The following is a 21,350-nucleotide window of genomic DNA, read 5'->3' as shown; positions in this document are numbered from 1 at the left end:
CTGTCAAGCAACTCGCCCAGCGCATGGGCGGCCTGTGAACACCGTGCACAAACAGATCCAGCGGGCCGGCAAGCGAGGCGAAGTGCTGGCCGTCACAGTGAACGGCGGGACTCACATTCCGGCCGTCCTGCTCGATGAGGCACTTGAGTTCCGTGCACACTGGCAGCCGGTGATCTCTGTCCTGCAAGACGCTGGGATGACCGGCTGGGACATCGTGGTTCAACGTGTCGCGCCACGCCGAGGTCTTCAACAGCACAGGGGTCGGCGACAGCCGATTCAGCCCACTTCCCGCCACCGACGGCCAGCCGATCCCCCACGTCTATCTGGCACAGAACCACGTAGGTGCGCTGCTGGAGAGCGCCTTGCACGACGTCTGGGGGTGCAACTGCAACCATTCGGCGCACAGATCTGCGTGGTCGATGCCTGCGCCGTGTCACATGCCTGACAGGCCTTCGCGTCATAGACCTACGCGACGACCAACTCGACCACTACGGGATCGGGCGTGAGCAGCTCATTGCCGGTCCCCCACAGCACTGTGGGTGCGCACGCAGATGGGCGCAGCAGCGGACTCGGGCATCGATCGGCGGGCAACCGGCCGCCGGATTCATCTGGCACTCACGACAAGTTGAAGTCGCCGCTGACCGCGCACGTGAGCCGATGCGGATACTGCTGGCCATCGTCGAACAAGCTGGACATACGGCAATCATCTACGACAGCGACGGACGAGGCCACGACTGGTTCAACACAGACATCGTTCACGCAGACCTCAGCGTCGGCAACGGCTTGGCCTTCGTGACCGAACTTGCCGTGGCGTTGGGTCTGCATGTCGAAGACTGAGCTGCCCTCAAAGCAACATTTCGCGCATCGGCTCACGTGGGGACAACGACAGTTCCACGCCGCCCAGCAGCTCGAACCGTGTCCGAGCTGAAGCCGCGAGATTCGACGGTGCCGCATCGGCCTCAGAGCGAATCGTGATGCTGGCGTACGCTCCCTGACAAGACTTCAAGCCGGGAAACCCGGTCCAGGCCGGCGTGGCGTCGGTGCGCGGTGCACTGGGGTGTTCCTGTGCGGCTGTGACGGCGGTTTATTGGGTGCTGTTGGTGAGTGTGCGTGCTTGGTGTCCGACTTTTTGGGCGGTTTGCCAGCGGTTCGGGCCGGCGATGCGGGTGATGTTGTGACGGTCGGCGATTTTGGCGGCGGGCACTGCTGTTGGGCCGCCGATGACATAGCCGCCGTGTGGTGCTGCTGCGGCCAGCCGTGTCGCTTGGCTGTGGGGCATGGCCGCTTCGCGTGCGCCGGCCAGTATCACGCAGTCGGTGCCGATGATGCGTGCGAGGGTGACTGCTGAGTAGATGTCGGATTGTGCCATGGCATCCGAAGCCACCACGATGGGCGTGTCCCCGGAGCAGTCCGACGCCACCCATGGGTGTGCGCCGGCCAGGTGCAGCCCTGGCGCGCCGACGTCCGCGGGCAGCGGCGCGGGTTGGGCAGCGGGTGTCTCCGCGGGAGTGCCTGGGGCCGGCCGGGTTGCTTGGTCGGCGATTTTTTGGGCGGTCGTCCATCGGTTGCCGCCCCAGATTCGTGACATGTCGCGGTCGGCGAGCTTGGCGGGGGGCACCGCTGCTTCGCCGCCGACGACGTAGCCGCCGTGTGCTGCTGCGGCGAGCCGTGCGGCTTGGCTTTGGGGCATGGACGCTTCGCGGGCGCCGGCGAGCACTATGCAGTCCGTGCCGATGATCCCTGCCAGGGTGACTGCTGAGTAGATGTCCGATTGTGCGTCGGCGTCGGAGGCCACGATGATCGGCACGTCGCCGGAGCAGTCCGATGCCACCCACGGGTGTGCGCCGGCCAGGTGCAGCCCGGGCGCGTCGACGTCCGCGGGCACAGCGAAGGCGACACGGTAGGTCTTGGTGCGGCTGGCGTCGGCGGAGGTCACCGTGACGGTGATCGCCGCGAGGCCGCCGAGCGCGACCTGGTGGCCGTCGGCGGCGTCGGCGTCGCCGGGCTTGATCTCGACATCGGCGCGGCGCTGTGTCGCTTCGGCGGTCACGACGGTCTCGGTCACGCCCTGCCCGGCGACGGCGACATAGCCGGTGCGGTCGCGGTCGAACCCGCCGAAGTCGACGCCGCTGAGCCAGAGCGCGGCGAGGCGCGCGTCGATGGCGTCGGGCATGTTGTAGGTGTAGACGCGGCGGTCCCTGTCGTCGACCACGTACATGACGTCGCCGTCGGACCAGATCCCGCTAGGACTGCTGTTGCCGGCGCCGGAAAGCTCCCCGAACTCCTCACGAGGGACACGCTCGAGAAGCCGCGGCTCGCCGCTGTCGGCCTGCGCGGCGCTGACCGCGCCCGGCTGCGCGGGCACGACGGGCAGCCGGTAGGCGAACAGACGCTCGGCGCCATGGTCGGAGACCCAGACAGTGACACCGTCGGACCACAGGTCGCGGGGATCGCTGTTGGCGCTGTCGAGCAGGTGGTGCGCGAGCAGATGCCCGCTCGACAGGTCGTAGGCGAAAAGCGCCCGCGCGCGGTCGAGCACCCACAAGGTCCCGCCGTCGGACCAGATGCCGCGGACATCGCCGTTGGCCTGATCCAACGCGATCTCGCGCTCGGCGAGGCGGTCGCCGCTGTCGAGGTCATAGACAAAGACACGGTCCCGGCCGCTGTCGGACACCCAGGCAATCCCCGTCCGGGACCACAAGCCGCGAGGGGCGCGGTTCGCGTCGTCGAGCACGAACTCGCTCCCCTCGACCCGCTCGCCCATGGCCAGGCCATAGGCGTACACCTCGCCGTCGCCGTCGCTGTCGGCGATCCAGAAAACGGCACCGTCGGACCACGAACCCGTCGGCCGGCCCTGACCGCCGTCGAGGCTCTCGATGTCATGCTCCACCGTCCACTCAAAATCCACAAGACTCGGCCTGGCCCTGCCGCCGCCGACATAGACGTCGGGCACCGGGAAGAACGGCACGCTGCGGGTGGGCGGGCTGGCGGCGGGCGGCCTGCTGGCGGGCGGCCTGCCGGCGGGCGCGCTGTTGGCGGGCGCGCTGGTGTGGCCCGAGCCCGACGGCGACCAACCGCTGGGCGTCTCCCCGTTGAGAGCCTGCACCCGAACCTCGTAGGCCGTGCCGGCGGACAGGCCCGTGATCGTCGCCGACGTAGACGTCCCCGAATGCGACCACGACCTGAACACACCGCTCGAACCCGCCCGATACTGCACGCCGTAGCCGACCAGCGCGGGGCCCCCGTCGCGGCCCGGCGCGCTCCAGGCCACCTCCACACTCGTCGTCGAACCCGACGTAGCCGACACCACCGGCGCCGCCGGTGTCGCCGGCTGCTCAGCCACGTCAGTCAAGTTGATGGTGACCGGCACCGTGTCGCTGGCCGTGCCGTCGGAAGCCTTGATCGTCACCGAATAACTCGTCTTGGTCTCAAAGTCATAGACCACGCCCGACCTGGTCTTGATACGCCGCGTCGCCGCATCGAAGCTGAACGAGGCGGAGTCGGCGCCCTCCATCGAATAAGTCAACGTGTCGCCGCTGTCGGCGTCGGTCGCCGCGGGAACCACCGCCCCCACATTCGTGTTCGCGGCGGTGTTCTCCGCGAGACTGCGCGTCAACGAAGCAGCCGCGAACACCGGCGCCCTGTTGGTCGGCGAGTTGGTGCGGCCCGTGCCCGACGGCGACCATGCACTGGGCGTCTCCCCGTTGAGGGCGCGTATCTGCACTTGATAGCTGGTGTTGGCGGTCAGCGCGGTGATCGTCGCTGACGTGGACGTCCCCGAATGCGACCAGGCCCTGAACACGCCGCTGGAACCGACACGGTACTGGACGCTGTAGCCGGTCAGTACGGGTCCTCCGTTGCGGCCAGGCGCAGTCCAGGCCACGTCCACACTCGTCGTCGAACCCGACGTAGCCGACACCGACGGCGCAGCCGGTGTCGCGGGCTGCTCAGCCACATCAGTCAAGTTGATAGTGACCGGCACCGTGTCGCTGGCCGTCCCGTCGGAAGCCTTGATCGTCACCGAATAACTCGTCTTGGTCTCAAAGTCATAGGTCACACCCGACCTGGTCTTGATACGCCGCGTCGCCGCATCGAAGCTGAACGAGCCGGAGTCGGCGCCCTCCATCGAATAAGTCAACGTGTCACCGCTGTCGGCGTCGGTCGCCGCGGGAACCACCGCCCCCACATTCGTGTTAGCGGCGGTGTTCTCCGCCACACTGCGCGTCAACGAAGCAGCCGCGAACACCGGCGCACTGTTGGCAGGCGAGTTGGTGCGGCCCGTGCCCGACGGCGACCATGCACTGGGCGTCTCCCCGTTGAGAGCCCGTACCTGCACCTCATAGCTGGTATTCGCGGTCAGCCCGGTGATCGTCGCCGACACCGACGTACCCGAATGCGACCACGACCTGAACACACCGCTCGAACCAGCCCGATACTGCACGCTGTAGCCGCTCAGAGCGGGTCCTCCGTTACGGCCCGGCGCACCCCAGGCCACGTTCAGGCTCGTCGTCGAACCCGACGTAGCCGACACCGACGGCGCAGCCGGTGTCGCCGGCTGCTCAGCCACATCAGTCAAGGTGATAGTGACCGTCACCGTGTCGCTGGCCGTGCCGTCGGAGACCCTGATCGTCACCGAGAAGATGGTCGTGTTGCTCTCAAAGTCATAAGACACACCCGACCTGGTCTTGATCTGCCGCGTCGCCGGATCGAACGTGAACGAGACGCTGTCCCCGCCCTCCATCGAATACGTCAACGTGTCGCTGTTGGCGTCGGTCGCCGCCGCAACAGCCGCTCCCACATTCGTGTTCGCGGCGGTGTTCTCCGCGAGACTGCGCGTCAACGAAGCAGCCGCGAACACCGGCGCAGCGTTGGCATGGGTGACGCCGTTACCAGAGGGCGACCATGCACTGGGGGTCTCCCCGTTGCGGGCGCGTACCTGCACCTGATAGCTGATATCGGCGGTCAGCCCGGTGATCGTTGCTGAGGTGGACGTGCCCGAATGCGACCACGCCGCGAACGGGCCGCTGGAACCATCCCGATACTGCACGTCGTAGCCGGTCAGTGCGGGTCCCCCGTTGCGGGCCGGCGCGGTCCAGGCCACGTCCAGGCTCGTCTTCGACCCCGCCGACACCGACGGCGCCGCCGGTGTCGCCGGCTGCTCGGCCACATCAGTCAAGGTGATAGTGACCGTCACCGTGTCGCTGGCGGTGCCGTCGGAAGCCTTGATCGTCACCGAATAACTGGCCTTGGTCTCAAAGTCATAGGACACACCCGACTTGGTCTTGATACGCCGCGTCGCCGCATCGAAAGTGAACGAGACGCTGTCTGTGCCCTCCATCGAATACGTCAACGAGTCGCTGTTGGCGTCGGTCGCCGCAGGAACCACCGCCCCCACATTCGTGTTCGCCGCGGTGTTCTCCGCCAGACTGCGCGTCAACGAAGCAGCCGCGAACACCGGCGCACTGTTGACCGGCGCGGTCGTGGTCGTCGTGGTCGTCGTCGTGGTGGTGGTGGCGGGCGGGCTGGTCGCGTAGCCCTTGAGCTCCATCGACAGCACCGAGCCCGACGCATTCCAAGTGGTGCCATCGTTAGACGTCAACCGTGAATCGGCGATGGACCAGCCCGCCAGACCCGTCTCAGAAGTGCTGTTCGTATAACCGAACCTTCCTCGGTTGCCGCGGCCGGTGACGCCGTCGTTGACGTACACCCAGTAGACCGTCGACGCCGAAAGGGTGGTGTTCGCCGGCGCTGTGAAAGTATTAACCGCATTCTTGGTGAGGGTGGCCGGGTTCGTGAGCGCGGCGACCACATCGCCTGGCTGGTTGCTGGCGTTGTTCTCCCGGATCTTGACCGCCGGCGCCCAATTGCTGCTTTGATTTGCGCTCAGATAAATGCGGACATCGGACAGCGTGTACCCGCCGGTGGTGCTCCCCGTCGTGAAGCTCTGCGCCGCGTAAAAGTTCTGGTGATGACTAGGAATCCCGCTGGCGTTCGACACCAGCGTCACCGGCGTCGGTGTCTGCGCCTGGGACAGGGGCGTGGCCACAGCCAGCGCCGTGACCAGCAGCACGAACACAGCCAGCGCACGCATCGGCCGACGCAGCCGGACGCCGCCGTCGCGGACGGCCGAAGTCACCGCGACAACGGCGGCTTCGAGCCGTCCCGCAGCCCGATCGGCTCGCCGACGGCAAGATCGGGGGGGGGGGGGGGGGGGGAGTCTCACGCCGTCGAGCCGGTCTGCCCTCGGCCCTCATAGCGAGAATAAATCGAGTCGTTCACTGCTTGGCTCACCGCAACACCTTCAGTCAAAGACCTGTGCATCAATGACAGACGTTACCGCGGCCGACCACCCCTGGACAACGAGGGCGACGACGGACCCGTCGACGCGCTCGATGACCAAGCCGGCCTCTTGGCCGTCGTGTGTCCGCCAATGAGCTGTCGTCTCGCCCTGCGAGAACGGCAGAACATCGACGATGTGAATGCGGCCGGTCAGTGCCTGCGCCGCAGTCGGCAAGGCGTCGAATCTCGTCGATCCCGTGATCACGAACCGCCCTGGCGCACGGTTCCGATTCAGCTCGGCCTTGATGGCATCGAGAACCACGGGTGCTTTCTGGAATTCGTCGATGCATACGGGCGCGGGCCCCGAGACGAAGGTCGCGGGGTCGCACGACACTGCATCGCGTACCGCTGGTTGGTCAAGGGGGGCGAACTCCATCGGTGGGTGGTTGCAAGTGAACGGTCATGATGGCCGTTGCCTACACATGCAGCCGACCGATCGAGGTGTCGAGTATGGCAGCGAGGCTGAGTTTGGATGAGCGGGTGTTCATCGAGTCGTCGCTGGGGGCGGGCGGGCTATGACGCCCGCTCGGCGCACGCGTGGGCATGCGCGAGGGCGCGACGCGTTCGCGTCTCCAAGCTGGCGGATGATCCGGTGCTGGCCGCTGCGGTCGATGAGCGCTTGAAGCTGAGGTGGTCCCCGCACGCGACCGCGGCGGACCTGCGCGAGGCGGGCATGAGCGTGTGCGCGCAGACGATCTACCGGGCGTGCTACGCGAGCGACGCGCGCAGCGGCCTGCCCGCCGGCTCCTGGGCGAAGCTGCCGCGGCGCTGGGCCGCCAGCCCGGCGGGCTGGTGCGCACCCTCACCTGGGACCAAGGCCGCGAGAAGGCCCGCCGGGCCGACATCGAGGCCGCGCTCGGCATCGAGGTGTTCTTCTGCGAGCCGCGCTCGCCGTGACAGCGACCCACCAACGAGCACACCAACGCACTGCTGCGCCGATGGCTCCCCAAAGGCACCAGCCTCGACATCGCACAGCTGCGGCTCTCGGTCATCGAGGACAAACTCAACCACATGCCCCGCCGACTCCACCACTGGGCATCAGCACACGACATCTACACTCAACTCACTTGCAACACTCATAATGGTTGGGCTCTGTCGAGGGGTTCCCTTCATCGCAGCCATGTCATCGTCGGTAAGGCCCACTTCGGCCATCCACGGCTTAGCCAGCGTGCTGTACCACGCCGCACCCAGCATCTGGTTGAAGATCACCGCCACGATGATCGCCCAGTAGTTCAAGCTCCCAAAGTCCATTCCATCCATCTCCGAAGCGTAGGTGTCATCTGCTCGAGCTCGACCCGGCATCCGGCACGGTGACCCGGGCGCCTTCTACATTTCGGGTCAGATGCGGTGCCGTCACTCGATCCACACGGCGGTCTGCGTCAGGTTGCATCGGTGGGGTCTCGTGGCTGCCGGGCTGGCTCTCGCCTCAGCGTGCGCCTCCACGACTCCGAATCAGGATCCGCCAGGGGCAGAGCGTCCTGCCGAGACTCCGTCAGGTGCGCCGACCACGGCACGAGCACCGCTTGCGACGGGCCCGTCCGGCGAAGTTGAGGGTGGCCGTGTCGCCACGACGCCGAACGAGCCCGCCCACGACTTGGGCACTGAAACGGGCACGACACCGGAAACCACCACAGACCGAGGATCGGAAACAGAATCCACTGCCACCGGTGACGACGACACAAGAGTGCTGCCACCGGTCACGTTTCCCGATGCGAGCATTCGGGACCCTGAAGCCGAAGCAGCGGATCTCGAACGCCGGCGGAGTGTCATCGGGCTGTTTGAGCGATTGCGTGTCGAAGCTGAACAACGCCGGGGCTACGACCGCGAGGCCGTATTCGACGGTTGGCTCTACAGAAACGGACGCTCAACCCGAGATCGAGTCCTGGCAGCGGAACGGCGTTCCGACGGCACATGGCTGTCGCTGTACGACAACGTCAGCGTGACCGTGGCAGCCGATCTCGACATCGACCACCTAGTGCCCCTCGTCGAAGCTTGGCAATCCGGCGGGCACTTGTGGACCGCCGACACCTGGACCCGGTACGCCAACGATCTCGACGATCCCCGTTCGCTCGTTGCCGTCACAGCGTCATCCAACCGCAGTAAGAGCGCTCGGGATCCTTCAGAGTGGTGGCCGCCTGAGGACGCCTACCGATGCCAATACACAGCCGATTGGGTCGCCGTGAAGTCACGTTGGGATCTCGCTGTGGACTCCGTCGAGCAACGAGTTCTCGATGACGCACTCGACGCGTGCACCGGAGACGAGTTCGACTTCAGCGACCCACAGCCAGCAACCACGACATCACTGACTCGGGAACCCGACGACACCGCATCGGACGAGGGCGAACCAGACGACGGCGAAGCAGACGCCGCCGAAACCGACGATGCCGGCAACGACTGCCACCCTGCCTACGAACCGTGCCTGCCGAACCTTCCGGGCGATGCGATCAACTGCGGCGACTTGACGGCTGCCCAGAAGCCCGTGACGGTCATCGTCATCGGCGAGGACCCATACCGCCTCGACCGGGACGGCAACGGAGTCGGCTGCCAGTCATAGGCAGTCCAAGTACTACCCCTCGGCGGCTGCGTTGATGGCAGCGAGGGTTGTGGCCATGGCGGAGCGGACAACGTCGGCACGTCCGACACCAATCTGTACACGGCGTCGGGCGTTGCGGCGATCTCGACGGTTGCTTCGTGGTGCATTCGGTGAACGGTCATGGGCGAAACCATAGTTCCGTGCTGTGCGGAGAACTGCGGTCAAGGCCGCTGCCCCATACCATTGCGGCGACCTCCAGCAAGGGAGCGCAGATGGGCGAGATTCCCCGTACTGAAGACCGTCGCAGCCCCATCCGGCGGCTGGGCCGCACGGTCGAGCCGATCCACACGGTGGCGTACTACTCGCCGGAGATCTACGGATTCAACGACGACGGCTTCAAGGGCTGGTGGCATGCCTACTTCGCCTACCGCTCAGCCCCGATGGGCACCGTGAGTGCTCCGGCGGTGACGGCGGTGTTCTACAACTTCGCCCCCCGGATGGTGGAGCGGGCGATGCCGACGTGCTGGGACATCATGGCGCCCGACGCGGTACGTGCCCGCCAGCTCGAACTGACCACGGCGGCGATGCTGCGGGCCCTCGGTGACTATCCACACCCCGACGACATCTCTGGCGCTGCAGCGGCCTTGCGCAGCTTCGCGGATCAGCTTCCGATCGGTGCCAGGCCGTTGTATGCGGCATGGGCCAGTGAGCCATGGCCCGGCGGCGGTACCGCCGGGCACGCCAGCACAGCCAGCGGTGATGGCGGAGGTGACGTCATGGACCTGTGGCACGGCTGCACGCTGCTGCGCGAGTTCCGCTTCGACGGGCACAACATTGCGCTCGCAGCCGGCGACCTGGATCCCGTCGAGTGCCACGTCATGATGACCACTGGCGGCCACGGAAACGGCGCCACCATCCAGAAGATCCGCGGCTGGAACGCGCAAGAGTGGGAGGCAGCCTGCCAGCGGCTCATCGATCGCGGCTGGATCACCCCAGACGGCGAGCAGACCCCCGAAGGCAACGCCGCCCGCAGAGCCGTGGAGCGCGACACGGACCGCCTGTCATCCGCCGCCGCCGATGCCCTGACCGTCGACGAATTCGAGACGCTGCTTACTCGCCTCGAGCGCATCACGGCGTACCTCGTCGAGACCGGCATCGTCGCGGGCGTCTGGCCTCCACCGCACGTCACCGTCGCCGCCTGAGGAGCTGTGTCCTCTCGCTCTGCCGCTTCGAAACCTTCATCAGGCGAGGGCAGCGGGCGCGACTTCATTCGGGATCTTGTCGAGGCGGACCTCGCTTCCGACCGGTTCGCCGGACGGGTCCAGACCCGCTTTCCCCCCGAACCCAACGGCTACCTCCACATCGGGCATGCCAAAGCAATCTGTCTGGACTTCACCGTTGCCTCCGAGTTCGGCGGACGCTGCTTGTTGCGCTTCGACGACACGAACCCCGCCACCGAGAGTCCTGAGTACGTCGATGCCATGGTCGAAGACCTTGCCTGGCTCGGCTTCGAACCGCACGAGATCCGCTACGCCTCTGACTACTTCGAGCAGCTGTACGCGTGGGCCGAGATGCTCATCGAACGAGGGCTGGCCTACATCGACGATCAGGACTCGGAGGCCATCTCGGCCGGGCGCGGAGGCTTCGGCCGTCCCGGCACCGACAGCCCCTGCCGCGACCGGCCGATCGAAGACAACTTGCGTGTATTCCGGGAGATGGCGGCGGGCCGGCATCGCGATGGCAGCCGGGTGCTGCGTGCTCGCATCGACATGCAGCACGAGAACATGCAGATGCGCGACCCGGTGATGTATCGCATCCGTCACGAGCACCACTACCGCAGCGGCGACCGCTGGTGCATCTACCCCACCTACGACTGGGCACACGGCCAGAGCGACGCCATCGAGGGCGTCACCCATTCGCTGTGCACACTGGAGTTCCGGGACAACCGGGCCCTGTACGACTGGTACTTGGAGCACTTGCCGCTCGATGACCTCGGCCACACCGGTGAGCGGCCCTACCAGACCGAGTTCGCCCGGCTGGAGCTGACCCACACAGTCACCTCCAAGCGGGTCCTGCGCCGTCTCGTTGACGGTGGGCAGGTGAATGGCTGGGACGACCCCCGCCTGCCGACGCTGCGGGCCCTGCGACGGCGCGGCTATCCGCCCGCAGCGATCCGGGAGTTCTGTGCATTCATCGGCGTCGCTCGCACCAACAGCCGGCACGCTCCCGAACTGTTCGAGTCATTTGTGCGGACTGAGCTCAACGCCACAGCGGCACGGCGCATGGCCGTTCTGCGCCCGCTCAAACTCGACATCACTAACTGGCCGACCGAAAGCGACGGCTCGCCGGTCACCGAATATCGGGAAGCGGTGAACAACCCAGAAGATCCGTCGGCCGGCACGAGGCAGGTGCCCTTCAGCGGGACGCTGTGGATCGAACAGGACGATTTCCGGCTTGACCCGCCGCCGAAGTATTTCCGGTTGGCCCCTGGACGAGAAGTCCGGCTGCGGGCTGGCTACCTCGTGCGGTGCACCGATGCGGTGACCGACGACAACGGCAATGTCACCGAGGTGCACTGCACCTATGACCCGCAGACATCCGGCGGGCAGGCCCCCGACGGACGCAAGGTCAAAGCAACGATCCACTGGATCAGCGTCGACCACGCTGTGCCGATCACTGCTGCGCTCTACGAACGGCTCTTCGACGCCGAGCTGCCCGGCGACCGCACCGGAGACCCGCTCGACGACGTGCACCCTGCATCGCGTGAGGTCGTCAACGATGCCGTGGCCGAACCGGCAATCGCAGACGTCGCCCCCGGAGCGGTCGTGCAGTTCGAACGGCTCGGCTACTTCTGCGCTGACGCCAGCACGCCGAGGTTGTTCCACCGTACGGTCGGTCTGCGCGACGAGTGGGCCAACATTCAAAAGCGCCAGGCCCAGGCCGCCAAGCAAGGTGGCAAGCAAGGTGGCAAGCAGCCACGGAAGGAGGCCCCGTGACCGCGCAGCAAGCAGCCGAAACCGGTGCTGCTTCGAACGACGATGCCCCAGGCGGCCGGGTGGCAGTCATCACCGGTGGCGGCACCGGTGTCGGCAAGGCCTGTGCGCTGTCACTCTCGCAAGCCGGTTGGCAGGTGGTGATCTGCGGCCGCCGCCGAGAGCTGCTCGACGATGTCGTCGGGTTGTGTGCGAGTGAAGCGCTTGCCGTCACTGTTGACGTCTCGGTGCCCGAACAGGTCGATGCGCTGTTCGCTGCGGCCACAGATCAGTTCGGCCGAGTCGATCTGCTGTTCAACAACGCTGGCATGGCAACTCGTCCGATGCCGGTGGACGAGTTGCCGATCGACGACTGGATGGCGACCGTCGCAGTGAATCTCACCGGTTCGTGGCTCTGCGCCCGTGCCGCGTTTGCGCATATGAAGCGGCAGCGTCCGTCAGGCGGCCGCATCATCAATAACGGGTCGGTGTCAGCGCAAACACCGCGCCCCTATTCGTCTCCGTACACCGCGACCAAGCATGCGATTACCGGTCTCACCAAGGCCCTGTCGCTCGAAGGGCGCTCCCACGCCATCACGGTCGGCCAGATCGACATCGGCAATGCCGAGTCACCGCTGACCCAGGCCATGGCGTCGGGCGTCCCCCAACCCGACGGCAGCATTCGCGCGGAACCGCTCATGGACGCCGACGATGTTGCTCGAGCAGTCCTGTACATGGCCGAGCTGCCCGCCGACGCCAACGTGCTCACCATGACGGTGATGGCGAACGGAATGCCCCTCGTCGGCCGCGGCTGACCCCGCCCACTCCTCGGCTCTGCGCGCACCCGCTGCCTATGCTGCGCGCCATGAGATTCGGATACCTCACTGGCAATCATTTCGGCGGCATCGATCCGGGCGATCTGGCCCGAGAACTCGAGGAACGCGGCTACTCCTCGGTCTGGTATCCCGAGCACACCCACATCCCGACATCGCGCCAGAGTCCGTATCCCAACGGCGGGCAGCTGCCTGGCACGTACCTGCACATGATGGACCCGTTCGTCTCGATGGGGGTCGCCGCCGCACAGACGTCGACGATCAAGCTCGGCACCGGCGTCTGCCTCATCCTCCAGCACGACATCATCGATCTCGCACGCACGGTTGCATCAACCGACGTGCTCTCAGGCGGCCGGGTCGTGCTGGGCATCGGCGTGGGATGGAACAAAGAGGAGCTGGCAGATCATCGCCCCGACATGGCGTTCCGCCAGCGCTACGGTGCCATGCGCGAGCGGGTGGCAGCCATGCGCTCGATCTGGTCCGAGGATCCTGTGCCTGCATTCGACGGCCGTTGGGACAGCTACAGCGAATCGTGGATCTTTCCAAAGCCCGTGGACGGATCAGTGCCCGTAGCGCTGGGCAACGCCGGGCCGTTGGGCATCCAGCACGCCGCCGAGTACGCAGACGAATGGTGTCCGATCGATGTCGGCGTCATGAACGTGGGGGGCAAGCCCGATGTCGTCGGCGGGATCGCCCTCTTCCGGCGGCTCGCGGCTGAAGCCGGTCGAGAAAACGTTCATGACATTCCCATCACGCTGTACGTGTGGGGATGGCCGCGGATGGACCGGCTGGAGTCCTACGCCGAAGCGGGAATCAGCCAGTTTGTGTTCACCCCGGTGAATTTCGATCTGCCATCAGCTGACGAGACGCTGCAGCACCTCGACGAGCTGACGCCAACAATTGAGGCGTTCAACGGCTGAGCAATAGCGCGAGCTAGAGGCCCGAGCGCTCCAGGATGTGCACGCCGCAGCTGGAGCCCAGACCGATGACGTGCGCCAGACCGACCTTGGCGTCGGGAACCTGACGATCGCCGGCCTCGCCACGAACGTGGGTGGCCACTTCGAACAGGTTGGCCACGCCAGTCGCACCGATCGGGTGCCCCTTGGAAAGCAGGCCGCCCGAGACGTTGACGGGGATCTCGCCGTCGCGCCACGGACCGCCCTTGTCGATCCACTCGCCGGCACCACCGGGCTCGCACAGCCGCAAGTTGTCGTAGTGGCGAAGCTCGGCCGTGGCAAAGCAGTCATGCAGTTCCACCAAGTCGAGATCGGCCGGGTCGACGCCGGAGGCCTCATAGGCCGCATCGGCGGCATTGCGGGTCAGGGTGTTCACGTCCGGCTGAACCTGGCAGCCCTCGGTCCAGGGATCCGACGTCAGCACCGAAGCTGAGACCTTGACCGCCCGTCGCTGCTGCTGCGTCGACAGCGTCCGCAGCTTCTCATCGGAAACCAGCACCACAGCAGCCGAGCCATCACCCGTCGGGCAGCACATCAGCAGCGTGTTGGGATACGCGATTACCTCAGACGCCATGACCTCCTCCAGCGAGAATGCCTTGCGATATTGCGCCAGAGGATTCAGCGTCGAGTGTTCGTGGTTCTTCTGGGCGACCTTGGCGAACTGCTCAAAGCCGACGCCGTCGTTTTCGTAGGCGTACTCCATTCCGGCCTGTGCGAAGACACCGGGCATCATGTTGGTGCCCAGTCGGCCCTCCACGCCGACCACTGAGCCGAAGCGGCCCTTGCGCTCGAATACCTGCTTGTCAGAGCGGGCCGCTCGGTCGCCACCGAGCATGCCCATCTTGCCCATTTGCTCCACACCGACGGCGAGCCCCATCTGCGCTTCGCCGGCCTTGATGGCCATCATGACGGTGCGCACGGCGGTCGCTCCAGTGGCGCAGGCGTTGGCGACGTTGAACACGGGGATACCGGTCTGGCCGAGCTGCTTCTGCAGACGCTGACCGACGCCTCCGTTGGCTTCGTACAGACATCCTGCAGCCAGGACGTCCATCTCGGCCATCGTCACGCCGCCATCGTCGAGAGCCCCCAGCGACGCTTCGGCGGCGAGGTCCATGAGGTCCTTGTCGGGGTAACGAGCGAACTTGGTCATCGATGCGCCGAGGATCCAGACGGGGTCTTGATTGCTCATGAGAATTCTCCTAGGTGAAGGAAGCAGGTGTCAGGCAGATTCGGGTTCGTAGCCGAAGGCGACGGCTTCGGTGCCGTCGTCGTCGGTGGCGGTGACGTAGGTGGCGAGCTGCACGCGCATGCCGAGACTCACCTTCTCAGGCGCGGGCTCGATGTTGACGATGTTGCTCTTGACTCGGCCGCCACCGTCGAGATCGATCACCGCCGAGACGTACGGTGCCGGCACGCCACGGGCCGCTCGATGCACGATCGTGAACGTTCGCACGGCGCCGTTGTTGGAAAGCCGTGTCTGGGAGAAACTGCGAGCCCCGCAGGCGGCGCAGGCGTTGCGCCGGTCGAAGAATGTGGTGCCGCAGGAATCGCAGACATTGGCCACCAGATGCGGGTCGCCATCACCCAGACTCAGGTATTCGACCATGGACATCTGATCGGCCACTCAGGCGTTCCTCTCTCGCAAGCATCTCGCGCGCTGCGACAGCTCTGGGGGCGCAGCGCAGGTCTCGTGTCGGCCCAGCACCGGCAATGCACCCCAACCGCGCAGCACGAATGTAGCAGCGAGCACATGTGCTACCCAGGGTGCTGGACCCGGCATCGGTTGCCGGGCGATCAACCCCGATACCTGCCCCGGTGCACCAGGGGGTTCATCGATACGGGCGCCTTCCCATCGTCAAACATCGGGCGCCGCGGCCGGCCGGCGCTCGCGCCGGGGCTCTCGCTCCCGCTGGGGTCGGGCCAGCCGATCGCGAGGGTGCCGATCGGTTCGTGACCAGCTGGCACGCCCAGCGCCGCCGCCACCGACGGCGCGTGGTCGAACATGCCAAAGAACAGCACGCCCAATCCCTCGTCGATCGCGGCGTATTGCAACGCCATGGCGGCGAATGACGCGTCCACGATCCAATACGGCGTGGACCAAGCATCGGAGCCCGCACTCAGCCCAGTCCGTTGTTTGTCTGCTTCGGCGTAGCGGGCCACATAGGCCGCTGGATCTGCCCAGACGGTGACCAGCACCGGACACACCAGCAGTCCCTTCCATCTGAAGGTCTCCCGCCGGGAGGCCGGTAATGCTGCATCCCAATAGCGGGCTGTCTCGGCTGGGCCATTGAGAACGACAAGGTCACAGCCTTGCGCGTTCCCTGCGGACGGCACTCGACGGGCGGCCTCGAAGACCCGTTCGAGCACGGAGTCGCCAATCGGATCCGCCAGGAAATCCCGTGTCATCCGTCGACGGCGGACGAGGTCGGCGAATTCCATGTTTCGACCTGCGGAGATTCAGTTTCGTCCTGGCGCTGCGGGCGTCGGCTACAGGAGCTTTGCGAGGTCCTCGCGGGTGGCCCAGCCGAACGCGATCATCGCATCACCGTTGCGAGTGTCGTATCCATCGAACAGCGCAGCGACATCGGTGGGGACTGCCTCGGGTCGAGCCGCGGTGTGGTTCAGCACGAACGATGGACCGCCGTCTCCGTACACCCGGAATTCTCGGGCCTTGTACTCGCCCTGCACGTCGAATCGCTTGGCGAGACGTCGTCCCCAGGCCCGGTCCTCGCCGTTGGGCTCGTAGCCCGGACGCGGCACCACTCGGTCGAGGGGCTTGAAGGCAGTGAAGGTTGCCGCATCGGCCATCTGGGCGGCCACCAGCACGTCTTCGTCGGGAAACGCCAGCACTGCCCGACGCAGCTGGGCGTTGACCATCGCCCGCAACGCGCTGTCACGACGGGCAGATCGCTTGGTCGCGCCCGCGCCCATGAGCACCGTGGGGTCTCCGCCTACCCGTTCGAGAGTGCAAAAGCCGTAGGCAACCAGCCGTGAACCGTCGCGGACGTGGGTTACCAGCACCCACGCATCGCGCTGCTTGGAGAGGTGCCCGACATCGAAGTAGACGCTCTCTCCGCTGATCAACTCAGCCATCTCACAGATCTCGCTGTCGCTGAGCGCCGTGCAATCCTTGGTTTCTACCTCGAGGGCCATCGGTTTCTTGCTCCCGTCAGGTGCTTGTGAGCAGGCCCGTCAAACCCCCGGCCGACCCCCTAGTCCAGCGCGCGAACGCGCCCCTTGCAAGAGCGGCGCTTGACGAACGGCGCCACGGCCGCGGAGGGGACGCCGCCCCGATCACAGGTAGACACCGCCGCGCTCGGGACGCGGATTCTGCGTCGGTCCTGGGCCGGCTTCGAGCGCGTTGCCACGCATGCTGCGCAGCTGTCGCTCTGCCATCATCTGCTGGGCAGAGACGGCCGCCTGAATGCCGTGGAAGAGACCCTCGAGCCACCCGACCAACTGAGCCTGCGCGATTCTCAGCTCTGGGCCGGTGGGAATTTCTTCGTCAAACGGCAATGCGAGGCGGTTGAGCTCGTCGGCAAGCGACTCGGACAGGGCTTCGGAGAGTTCGCTGACCGACAGGTAGTACACGTCGCGCATCCGGTCGCGGCCCGCGTCGTCGAGATCTGCATGCCGCACTTCCTCGAGCAGCTTGCGCATCATGCCGCCAATGCGCATGAGCTTTGCGGGCTCGGGAACGAACGGTTCTTCTTCGTCCGCGCCGCCGTCCTCTTCGACCGGCCCGCGGTTCCACAACTCTGCGTGCTCCGGACTCTGGGCACCATCGCCGACCATCACGATGAGGCTACCCAGAAAAGACGCTCATTCGGTTGTGCGGCATGCCTTTCGTGGCTATTTTGCGGGCCTCAGAGCACCACAAACGGCACGTGCATCTCTTCGGCGGTCAAACCTCCGTGGCGACCGATCAACGGATGGTGGGGCCGATCCTCGTCCGGCATCGTGAACGCCTCCGTGCCAAGCGGTACCAAAGCAACGTCGCCGATGCGGTCGCGAGCATGTGCCGAGACGTGAGGCCCCAGCCAACTTTCGTCGAGGACTCGCTCGACGGGTGCGATCTCGGCCATCGACGAGTACTGCCCGCACAGCGCCACCAGGTCCGCAGCGTTGCCGGCACGGGCGTGAAGCCACAGCATTCTGGCCTCGCCGGACCAGCCGTTGGTCAATGCCACGATTTCGGATTCGATCATGATCGGGGGCTCGAGCACTTCCAACATGCCGTGATCGGCCGTCACGGCGAGAGCCACATGATCTGGCAGCGACGCTCGAAGTGCGACGGCAAGCTGCTCGACGACCGCGAGGGCTTCGCGGTAGTGCTCGCCGAGACCATGCATGTGGGCGACAGTGTCGAGCGTGTCGTAGTAGGCGAACACCGTCGCCGCACCCGCATCGACAGCGTTGCGAACGGACTCCACCAATTCGCCGAGGTTGCGCCAGCCCCAGAAGGTTCCCCCGCGTAAGTGTGCAGAGGTGAACCCGCTGCGCTTGAACTCTGCTCGTGTCACCACTGCTGCCGGCTGACCGCAGAACGGCACCACCGGCTGCAACTCCTCAGGCGGCACGAGCGCACGCGCGTCCTGCCCGCCGGCGCGCCAGCGCAGCGAGTTCATCAAGCCCAGCGACGTCGGGACGCGGTAGCCGACAAGACCGTGCTCGCCTGGTGTGGCGCCCGTGGTCAGTGATGTCAGCGCCGTTGCGGTCGTGCTCGGTGCAACGGTTGTCATCGGCGAGCTGTCATCGCACGCCGCCGCCAGTGACGGCGCCCAGTCTCGATTGCGCCGAAGCTGATGCCAGCCAAGGCCATCGACGACGAACAGCACGACAACTTTCGCCCTCTCGAGCTCGGGATGAAGGGGCGCGGCACCTGTTCCGGCGAGGATCGACGGCATAACCGAGGTGATGCAGCGGCCGCCGTAGTCGGGCACTGTCCGCTGCAACTCGAGTCGCTCGTCACTCACAGTGATGACCTTACGAGCGGTCTTGGGCGCAGGGCTACGCTGCGGATGTGGCGGTGTCGACCCGGGGGGACTACGCGAGCCGCGCACTTCTGTCCCTCGTCCTCAACGACGACGGAAAACCGACCTCAGTTCGCGACATTGCAGAGCGGACAGGCCTGCCCCAGCCCTACTTGGAGCAGATCTTGCTCGCCCTCAAGGGCGCCGGACTCGTTCGTTCCAAACGCGGTGTCGGCGGCGGCTACGTGATGGCCCGCGACCCTTCCGAGGTAACGATCGGCATGATCGTGCGGGCCGTCGACGGTCCCATCGCACTTGGCGACTTCGGCCAACCGCACCAAGACGGAGCTTGCGACCACGAAGGCCAGTGCGTGCTGCTTGCGATCTGGGATTCCGTCGGGCTGCGCATGCGCTCCGAGCTCGATTCGTACAGCCTTGCCGCTGTCGCCGAGGTCGCCCGAGGACGTGCGCCGTGGCCCGGCACGGCGCAAGTGGCCGGAGAATCCCTCAGGCCGTAGCACCGGCGACTTGCGTTCAGGTCACCGTGATCGTTGCCGGATCGCCGCCGAATTGACGGATCGCTTCAGCGAAGTCAGGGGACAACTCGGCCTCAAACGACATTGCCTCGTCGGTTGAGGGATGACGGAACTCCAAGCGCGTCGCGTGCAGCAAAGGTCGTCCGATGCCGAAGGGATCGGGCACTCCATAGGCGAGATCCCCGAGCAGGGGCAGCCCGATGCTCGCCAGGTGCACTCTGATCTGATGAGTGCGGCCGGTCTCGAGCGCACAGCGCAGCAGCGACGCATCCACTGGGTGCGAGAACGACTCGACGAGTGCGAAATGGGTACGGGCCGGTCGGCCATCGGACAGCACCGTCATCATGGTCCGGTGATGCCGATCGCGGCCGATCGGTGCGTCGATGGTGCCGCGAACCGACTCGGGCATACCTCGGACGAGCGCGAGGTAGATCCGCGTGATCTCTCGAGATGCCAGCTGAGCGACCAGCGCGTCGTAGGCGGCGCTGTTGCGGGCGCAGACGAGCAGGCCGCTCGTGCCGCGGTCAAGCCGGTGCACGATCCCCCACCGGTCTGGGGGCCCCGCTTCGGTCATCTCTGGGAATCGCTGCACCAGGGCATCCGCCAAGGTGCCTGTGGGGTGCCCGGGTCCAGGATGCGTGACGACTCCGGTCGGCTTGTTCACCACTACGACGTCGTTGTCGGTGTACACCACCTCGACGTCCACCGTTTCCTCCGGTACGGGGGCGGCGGCGGCATCTGGGGCCATCGTGGGTTTGGCGATCGCGGCGATGTGCACGACTGCGCCCACCGAAAGCCGCGTCGAGGCAACCGTCGTCGGCACGCCGTCGAGCAGGATCGCTCCGTCGGCAACCAGGGCGCGCACCGCAGAACGAGGTCGGCCTGTGACCAGGGCAACGGCACGGTCGAGTCGCTCGCCATCGAGTGCGCCAGTGACCTCGAAGCGTTCAGCCGGTGCCATGGCGCCGATCCCCGGCTGTCATCTGGGCTGCGTGCATCTGTCCGGCGTGATCGCGCAACGAACAGTGTCTCGGCACGTCACGACGCTGTCCGCGAACGCCGCTCACTGCGGTACAGATGCACCAGCAGGCCGGCGAGACCGATCGTGATTCCCGCATCGGCGAGGTTGAAGATCGGCCACCACTGCACGTCGATGAAGTCGACGACGCCGCCTGATCCCCACCCGTCACCGCGGAAGACGCGATCTCCGAGATTCCCGAGCGCTCCGCCGATGATCGCGCCGAGGCCAACTGTCGGCCACGACCCGTGCACGCGCCGACGCGACGACCACAGCACCCCGACGATCACGATCGCAGCGAGTGCCAGGACAGGTCCGAGACCCTTCCCAGCGGAGAAGGCGAACCCCGTGTTGTGAACCAGACGCAACCGCAGCGTCGACACCACATCGATGATCTCGTCCTCGAGAGCGGTGACGGCCCAAGCTTTCGACAGCTGATCGACGGTCGTGACAACGACAGCCGTGACGGCGAGCCAGATGTTGCGCGACGTTCGGTCACGCGCAGGGCTCATCGGGTTGTCGAGCACGGTCGTTCAGCTACGACCGCCGCCACGACGGACCGCTGCTCTTGACCTCCACGCGCATCGAGGCGTGAGGGATGGCCTCGAGGCGCTCTTTGGGGATCGGCTTGCCCGAGACAATGCAAGTGCCGTACGTGCCGTTTTCAATTCGTGCAAGCGCCGCATCGATCTCGGCAATCTCCTCGCGCTCTCTCGCGGAAATCTGCAAGGCTCGGTCTCGCTCGACAGCGATGGAGTCGCCCTCTCCGGATTCCTCGTCAAACTGCACATCGCCGGGCTCTCGTTCGTTCACCAGCTGCTCGGCTTCGGCCTCGTAGCGCTCGGCATGCGCGGTGTAACGCCGTCGCTCTGACAGGAGAGCCTGACGTTGCTTCTCGAGGAACACCTCACCGAACCGGGGACGCGTCGACCGCTTGCGGGGGGCGGATTTCTTTGCCCCGGCCTTCGTGGCGGCGGTTTTGTTCGCAGCCGACTTGTTCGCAGCGGGTTTTCGGGCCGGTGCCTTGGTCGAGGCTGCCGCAGTCTTGTTAGCTGCGACCGCTTTGTTGGCAGGCTTGCGTGGCGAAGACGGCGCCGTCTTATCGGTGGCCATAGCCCCTCCCCTGCTCAGCGACGACGCAGTCTAGAACTGCTCTCGTCGATCCGCCCAACACATTCGGATGTATGCGG

21 protein-coding genes are annotated in these 21,350 nt (G+C 66.0%); 8 read left to right on the top strand and 13 right to left on the bottom strand.

The features are described from left to right. Positions 1–465: 465 nt before the first annotated feature. Positions 466–615 (bottom strand): hypothetical protein, encoded by a 150-nt coding sequence (locus ACQY5K_RS01745; RefSeq protein WP_428119232.1) that lies wholly within the window; start codon positions 613–615, stop codon positions 466–468. A gap of 42 nt (positions 616–657) precedes the next feature. On the opposite strand from ACQY5K_RS01745, the gene ACQY5K_RS01740 reads away from it, so the two are divergent. Further along, positions 658–837, top strand: coding sequence for a hypothetical protein (locus tag ACQY5K_RS01740; RefSeq protein WP_428119234.1), 180 nt, complete (start codon positions 658–660; stop codon positions 835–837). Between the two features lie 247 nt (positions 838–1,084). Here ACQY5K_RS01740 and ACQY5K_RS01735 read toward each other — a convergent pair whose 3' ends face one another. Both ACQY5K_RS01735 and ACQY5K_RS01730 read right to left on the bottom strand, forming a co-directional pair. After that, entirely contained in the window at positions 1,085–6,136 is a 5,052-nt protein-coding gene (locus ACQY5K_RS01735; protein WP_428119509.1) for a fibronectin type III domain-containing protein, read from the bottom strand. Between the two features lie 165 nt (positions 6,137–6,301). Continuing rightward, complete coding sequence (locus ACQY5K_RS01730; protein WP_428119507.1) at positions 6,302–6,715, bottom strand: AAA family ATPase; 414 nt, start codon at positions 6,713–6,715, stop codon at positions 6,302–6,304. Between the two features lie 305 nt (positions 6,716–7,020). Between ACQY5K_RS01730 and ACQY5K_RS01725 the strand changes: the two genes are divergently transcribed. After that, entirely contained in the window at positions 7,021–7,236 is a 216-nt protein-coding gene (locus ACQY5K_RS01725; protein WP_428119505.1) for a hypothetical protein, read from the top strand. Positions 7,237–7,377: 141 nt separating this feature from the next. Here the strand turns inward: ACQY5K_RS01725 and ACQY5K_RS01720 are convergent, their stop codons facing one another. Next, complete coding sequence (locus ACQY5K_RS01720; protein WP_428119503.1) at positions 7,378–7,599, bottom strand: DUF1761 family protein; 222 nt, start codon at positions 7,597–7,599, stop codon at positions 7,378–7,380. 142 nt (positions 7,600–7,741) lie between these two features. Here ACQY5K_RS01720 and ACQY5K_RS01715 point away from each other — a divergent pair, with 142 nt between their 5' ends. The 5 genes from ACQY5K_RS01715 to ACQY5K_RS01695 all read left to right on the top strand — a co-directional run bounded on the left by ACQY5K_RS01715 (position 7,742) and on the right by ACQY5K_RS01695 (position 13,597). Next, positions 7,742–8,893 carry an HNH endonuclease family protein gene (locus ACQY5K_RS01715; protein ID WP_428119502.1) on the top strand — a complete coding sequence of 384 codons (1,152 nt, stop codon included), beginning with the start codon at positions 7,742–7,744 and terminating at the stop codon, positions 8,891–8,893. Between the two features lie 251 nt (positions 8,894–9,144). Beyond that, the gene (locus ACQY5K_RS01710; protein WP_428119500.1) at positions 9,145–10,074 is read left to right on the top strand and encodes an SCO6745 family protein; all 930 of its coding nucleotides are present in this window, start codon (positions 9,145–9,147) and stop codon (positions 10,072–10,074) included. A 6-nt stretch (positions 10,075–10,080) separates the two neighbouring features. Continuing rightward, on the top strand, positions 10,081–11,868 hold the full coding sequence (locus tag ACQY5K_RS01705) for a glutamine--tRNA ligase/YqeY domain fusion protein (RefSeq protein WP_428119498.1): 1,788 nt from the start codon (positions 10,081–10,083) through the stop codon (positions 11,866–11,868). After that, on the top strand, positions 11,865–12,659 hold the full coding sequence (locus tag ACQY5K_RS01700; RefSeq protein ID WP_428119496.1) for an SDR family oxidoreductase: 795 nt from the start codon (positions 11,865–11,867) through the stop codon (positions 12,657–12,659). Before ACQY5K_RS01705 ends, ACQY5K_RS01700 begins: the two co-directional genes overlap by 4 nt. Before the next feature lie 50 nt (positions 12,660–12,709). Beyond that, positions 12,710–13,597: a TIGR03619 family F420-dependent LLM class oxidoreductase gene (locus ACQY5K_RS01695; protein ID WP_428119494.1), complete on the top strand. Its 888-nt coding sequence runs from the start codon at positions 12,710–12,712 to the stop codon at positions 13,595–13,597. 13 nt (positions 13,598–13,610) lie between these two features. On the opposite strand, the gene ACQY5K_RS01690 is transcribed toward ACQY5K_RS01695, so the two are convergent. From ACQY5K_RS01690 to ACQY5K_RS01665, 6 genes are all read right to left on the bottom strand, one after another. Then, positions 13,611–14,822, bottom strand: coding sequence for a thiolase family protein (locus ACQY5K_RS01690; RefSeq protein ID WP_428119492.1), 1,212 nt, complete (start codon positions 14,820–14,822; stop codon positions 13,611–13,613). A gap of 30 nt (positions 14,823–14,852) precedes the next feature. Continuing rightward, positions 14,853–15,257 carry a Zn-ribbon domain-containing OB-fold protein gene (locus ACQY5K_RS01685; RefSeq protein WP_428119490.1) on the bottom strand — a complete coding sequence of 135 codons (405 nt, stop codon included), beginning with the start codon at positions 15,255–15,257 and terminating at the stop codon, positions 14,853–14,855. A gap of 170 nt (positions 15,258–15,427) precedes the next feature. Then, a complete protein-coding gene (locus ACQY5K_RS01680) occupies positions 15,428–16,072 on the bottom strand; it encodes a nitroreductase family protein (RefSeq protein WP_428119488.1) in 645 nt (214 codons plus the stop codon). A 48-nt stretch (positions 16,073–16,120) separates the two neighbouring features. Continuing rightward, the gene (locus ACQY5K_RS01675) at positions 16,121–16,786 is read right to left on the bottom strand and encodes a hypothetical protein (RefSeq protein ID WP_428119486.1); all 666 of its coding nucleotides are present in this window, start codon (positions 16,784–16,786) and stop codon (positions 16,121–16,123) included. A 141-nt stretch (positions 16,787–16,927) separates the two neighbouring features. Beyond that, complete coding sequence (locus ACQY5K_RS01670; protein WP_428119484.1) at positions 16,928–17,428, bottom strand: proteasome activator; 501 nt, start codon at positions 17,426–17,428, stop codon at positions 16,928–16,930. A gap of 71 nt (positions 17,429–17,499) precedes the next feature. Continuing rightward, positions 17,500–18,609, bottom strand: a complete 1,110-nt coding sequence (locus ACQY5K_RS01665) for an alkaline phosphatase family protein (protein WP_428119482.1) — start codon at positions 18,607–18,609, stop codon at positions 17,500–17,502. A 47-nt stretch (positions 18,610–18,656) separates the two neighbouring features. On the opposite strand from ACQY5K_RS01665, the gene ACQY5K_RS01660 reads away from it, so the two are divergent. Continuing rightward, positions 18,657–19,124, top strand: coding sequence for an RrF2 family transcriptional regulator (locus ACQY5K_RS01660; RefSeq protein ID WP_428119480.1), 468 nt, complete (start codon positions 18,657–18,659; stop codon positions 19,122–19,124). A 16-nt stretch (positions 19,125–19,140) separates the two neighbouring features. Here ACQY5K_RS01660 and ACQY5K_RS01655 read toward each other — a convergent pair whose 3' ends face one another. The 3 genes from ACQY5K_RS01655 to ACQY5K_RS01645 all read right to left on the bottom strand — a co-directional run bounded on the left by ACQY5K_RS01655 (position 19,141) and on the right by ACQY5K_RS01645 (position 21,273). Further along, on the bottom strand, positions 19,141–20,103 hold the full coding sequence (locus tag ACQY5K_RS01655) for an RluA family pseudouridine synthase (protein WP_428119478.1): 963 nt from the start codon (positions 20,101–20,103) through the stop codon (positions 19,141–19,143). A 77-nt stretch (positions 20,104–20,180) separates the two neighbouring features. Further along, positions 20,181–20,672, bottom strand: coding sequence for a signal peptidase II (gene lspA, locus ACQY5K_RS01650; RefSeq protein ID WP_428119476.1), 492 nt, complete (start codon positions 20,670–20,672; stop codon positions 20,181–20,183). A gap of 25 nt (positions 20,673–20,697) precedes the next feature. Further along, complete coding sequence (locus ACQY5K_RS01645; protein ID WP_428119474.1) at positions 20,698–21,273, bottom strand: TraR/DksA family transcriptional regulator; 576 nt, start codon at positions 21,271–21,273, stop codon at positions 20,698–20,700. Positions 21,274–21,350 lie beyond the last annotated feature (77 nt).

The sequence above is a fragment of the Candidatus Poriferisodalis sp. genome (genome assembly GCF_965262965.1).
Taxonomy (GTDB): domain Bacteria; phylum Actinomycetota; class Acidimicrobiia; order Acidimicrobiales; family Poriferisodalaceae; genus Poriferisodalis.
The sequence above is the reverse complement of the archived record's forward strand: the minus strand, read 5'-3'. Positions and strand labels throughout refer to the sequence as shown.

Bases quoted from the DNA above. Each gene is read 5' to 3' on its own strand.
- ACQY5K_RS01730 (WP_428119507.1), bottom strand. From the start codon at position 6,715: ATGGAGTTCGCCCCCCTTGACCAACCAGCGGTACGCGATGCAGTGTCG.
- ACQY5K_RS01695 (WP_428119494.1), top strand. From the start codon at position 12,710: ATGAGATTCGGATACCTCACTGGCAATCATTTCGGCGGCATCGATCCG.
- ACQY5K_RS01675 (WP_428119486.1), bottom strand. From the start codon at position 16,786: ATGGCCCTCGAGGTAGAAACCAAGGATTGCACGGCGCTCAGCGACAGC.
- ACQY5K_RS01720 (WP_428119503.1), bottom strand. From the start codon at position 7,599: ATGGATGGAATGGACTTTGGGAGCTTGAACTACTGGGCGATCATCGTG.
- ACQY5K_RS01645 (WP_428119474.1), bottom strand. From the start codon at position 21,273: ATGGCCACCGATAAGACGGCGCCGTCTTCGCCACGCAAGCCTGCCAAC.
- ACQY5K_RS01740 (WP_428119234.1), top strand. From the start codon at position 658: ATGCGGATACTGCTGGCCATCGTCGAACAAGCTGGACATACGGCAATC.
- ACQY5K_RS01690 (WP_428119492.1), bottom strand. From the start codon at position 14,822: ATGAGCAATCAAGACCCCGTCTGGATCCTCGGCGCATCGATGACCAAG.
- lspA (WP_428119476.1), bottom strand. From the start codon at position 20,672: ATGAGCCCTGCGCGTGACCGAACGTCGCGCAACATCTGGCTCGCCGTC.
- ACQY5K_RS01670 (WP_428119484.1), bottom strand. From the start codon at position 17,428: ATGGTCGGCGATGGTGCCCAGAGTCCGGAGCACGCAGAGTTGTGGAAC.
- ACQY5K_RS01655 (WP_428119478.1), bottom strand. From the start codon at position 20,103: ATGGCACCGGCTGAACGCTTCGAGGTCACTGGCGCACTCGATGGCGAG.
- ACQY5K_RS01710 (WP_428119500.1), top strand. From the start codon at position 9,145: ATGGGCGAGATTCCCCGTACTGAAGACCGTCGCAGCCCCATCCGGCGG.
- ACQY5K_RS01680 (WP_428119488.1), bottom strand. From the start codon at position 16,072: ATGGAATTCGCCGACCTCGTCCGCCGTCGACGGATGACACGGGATTTC.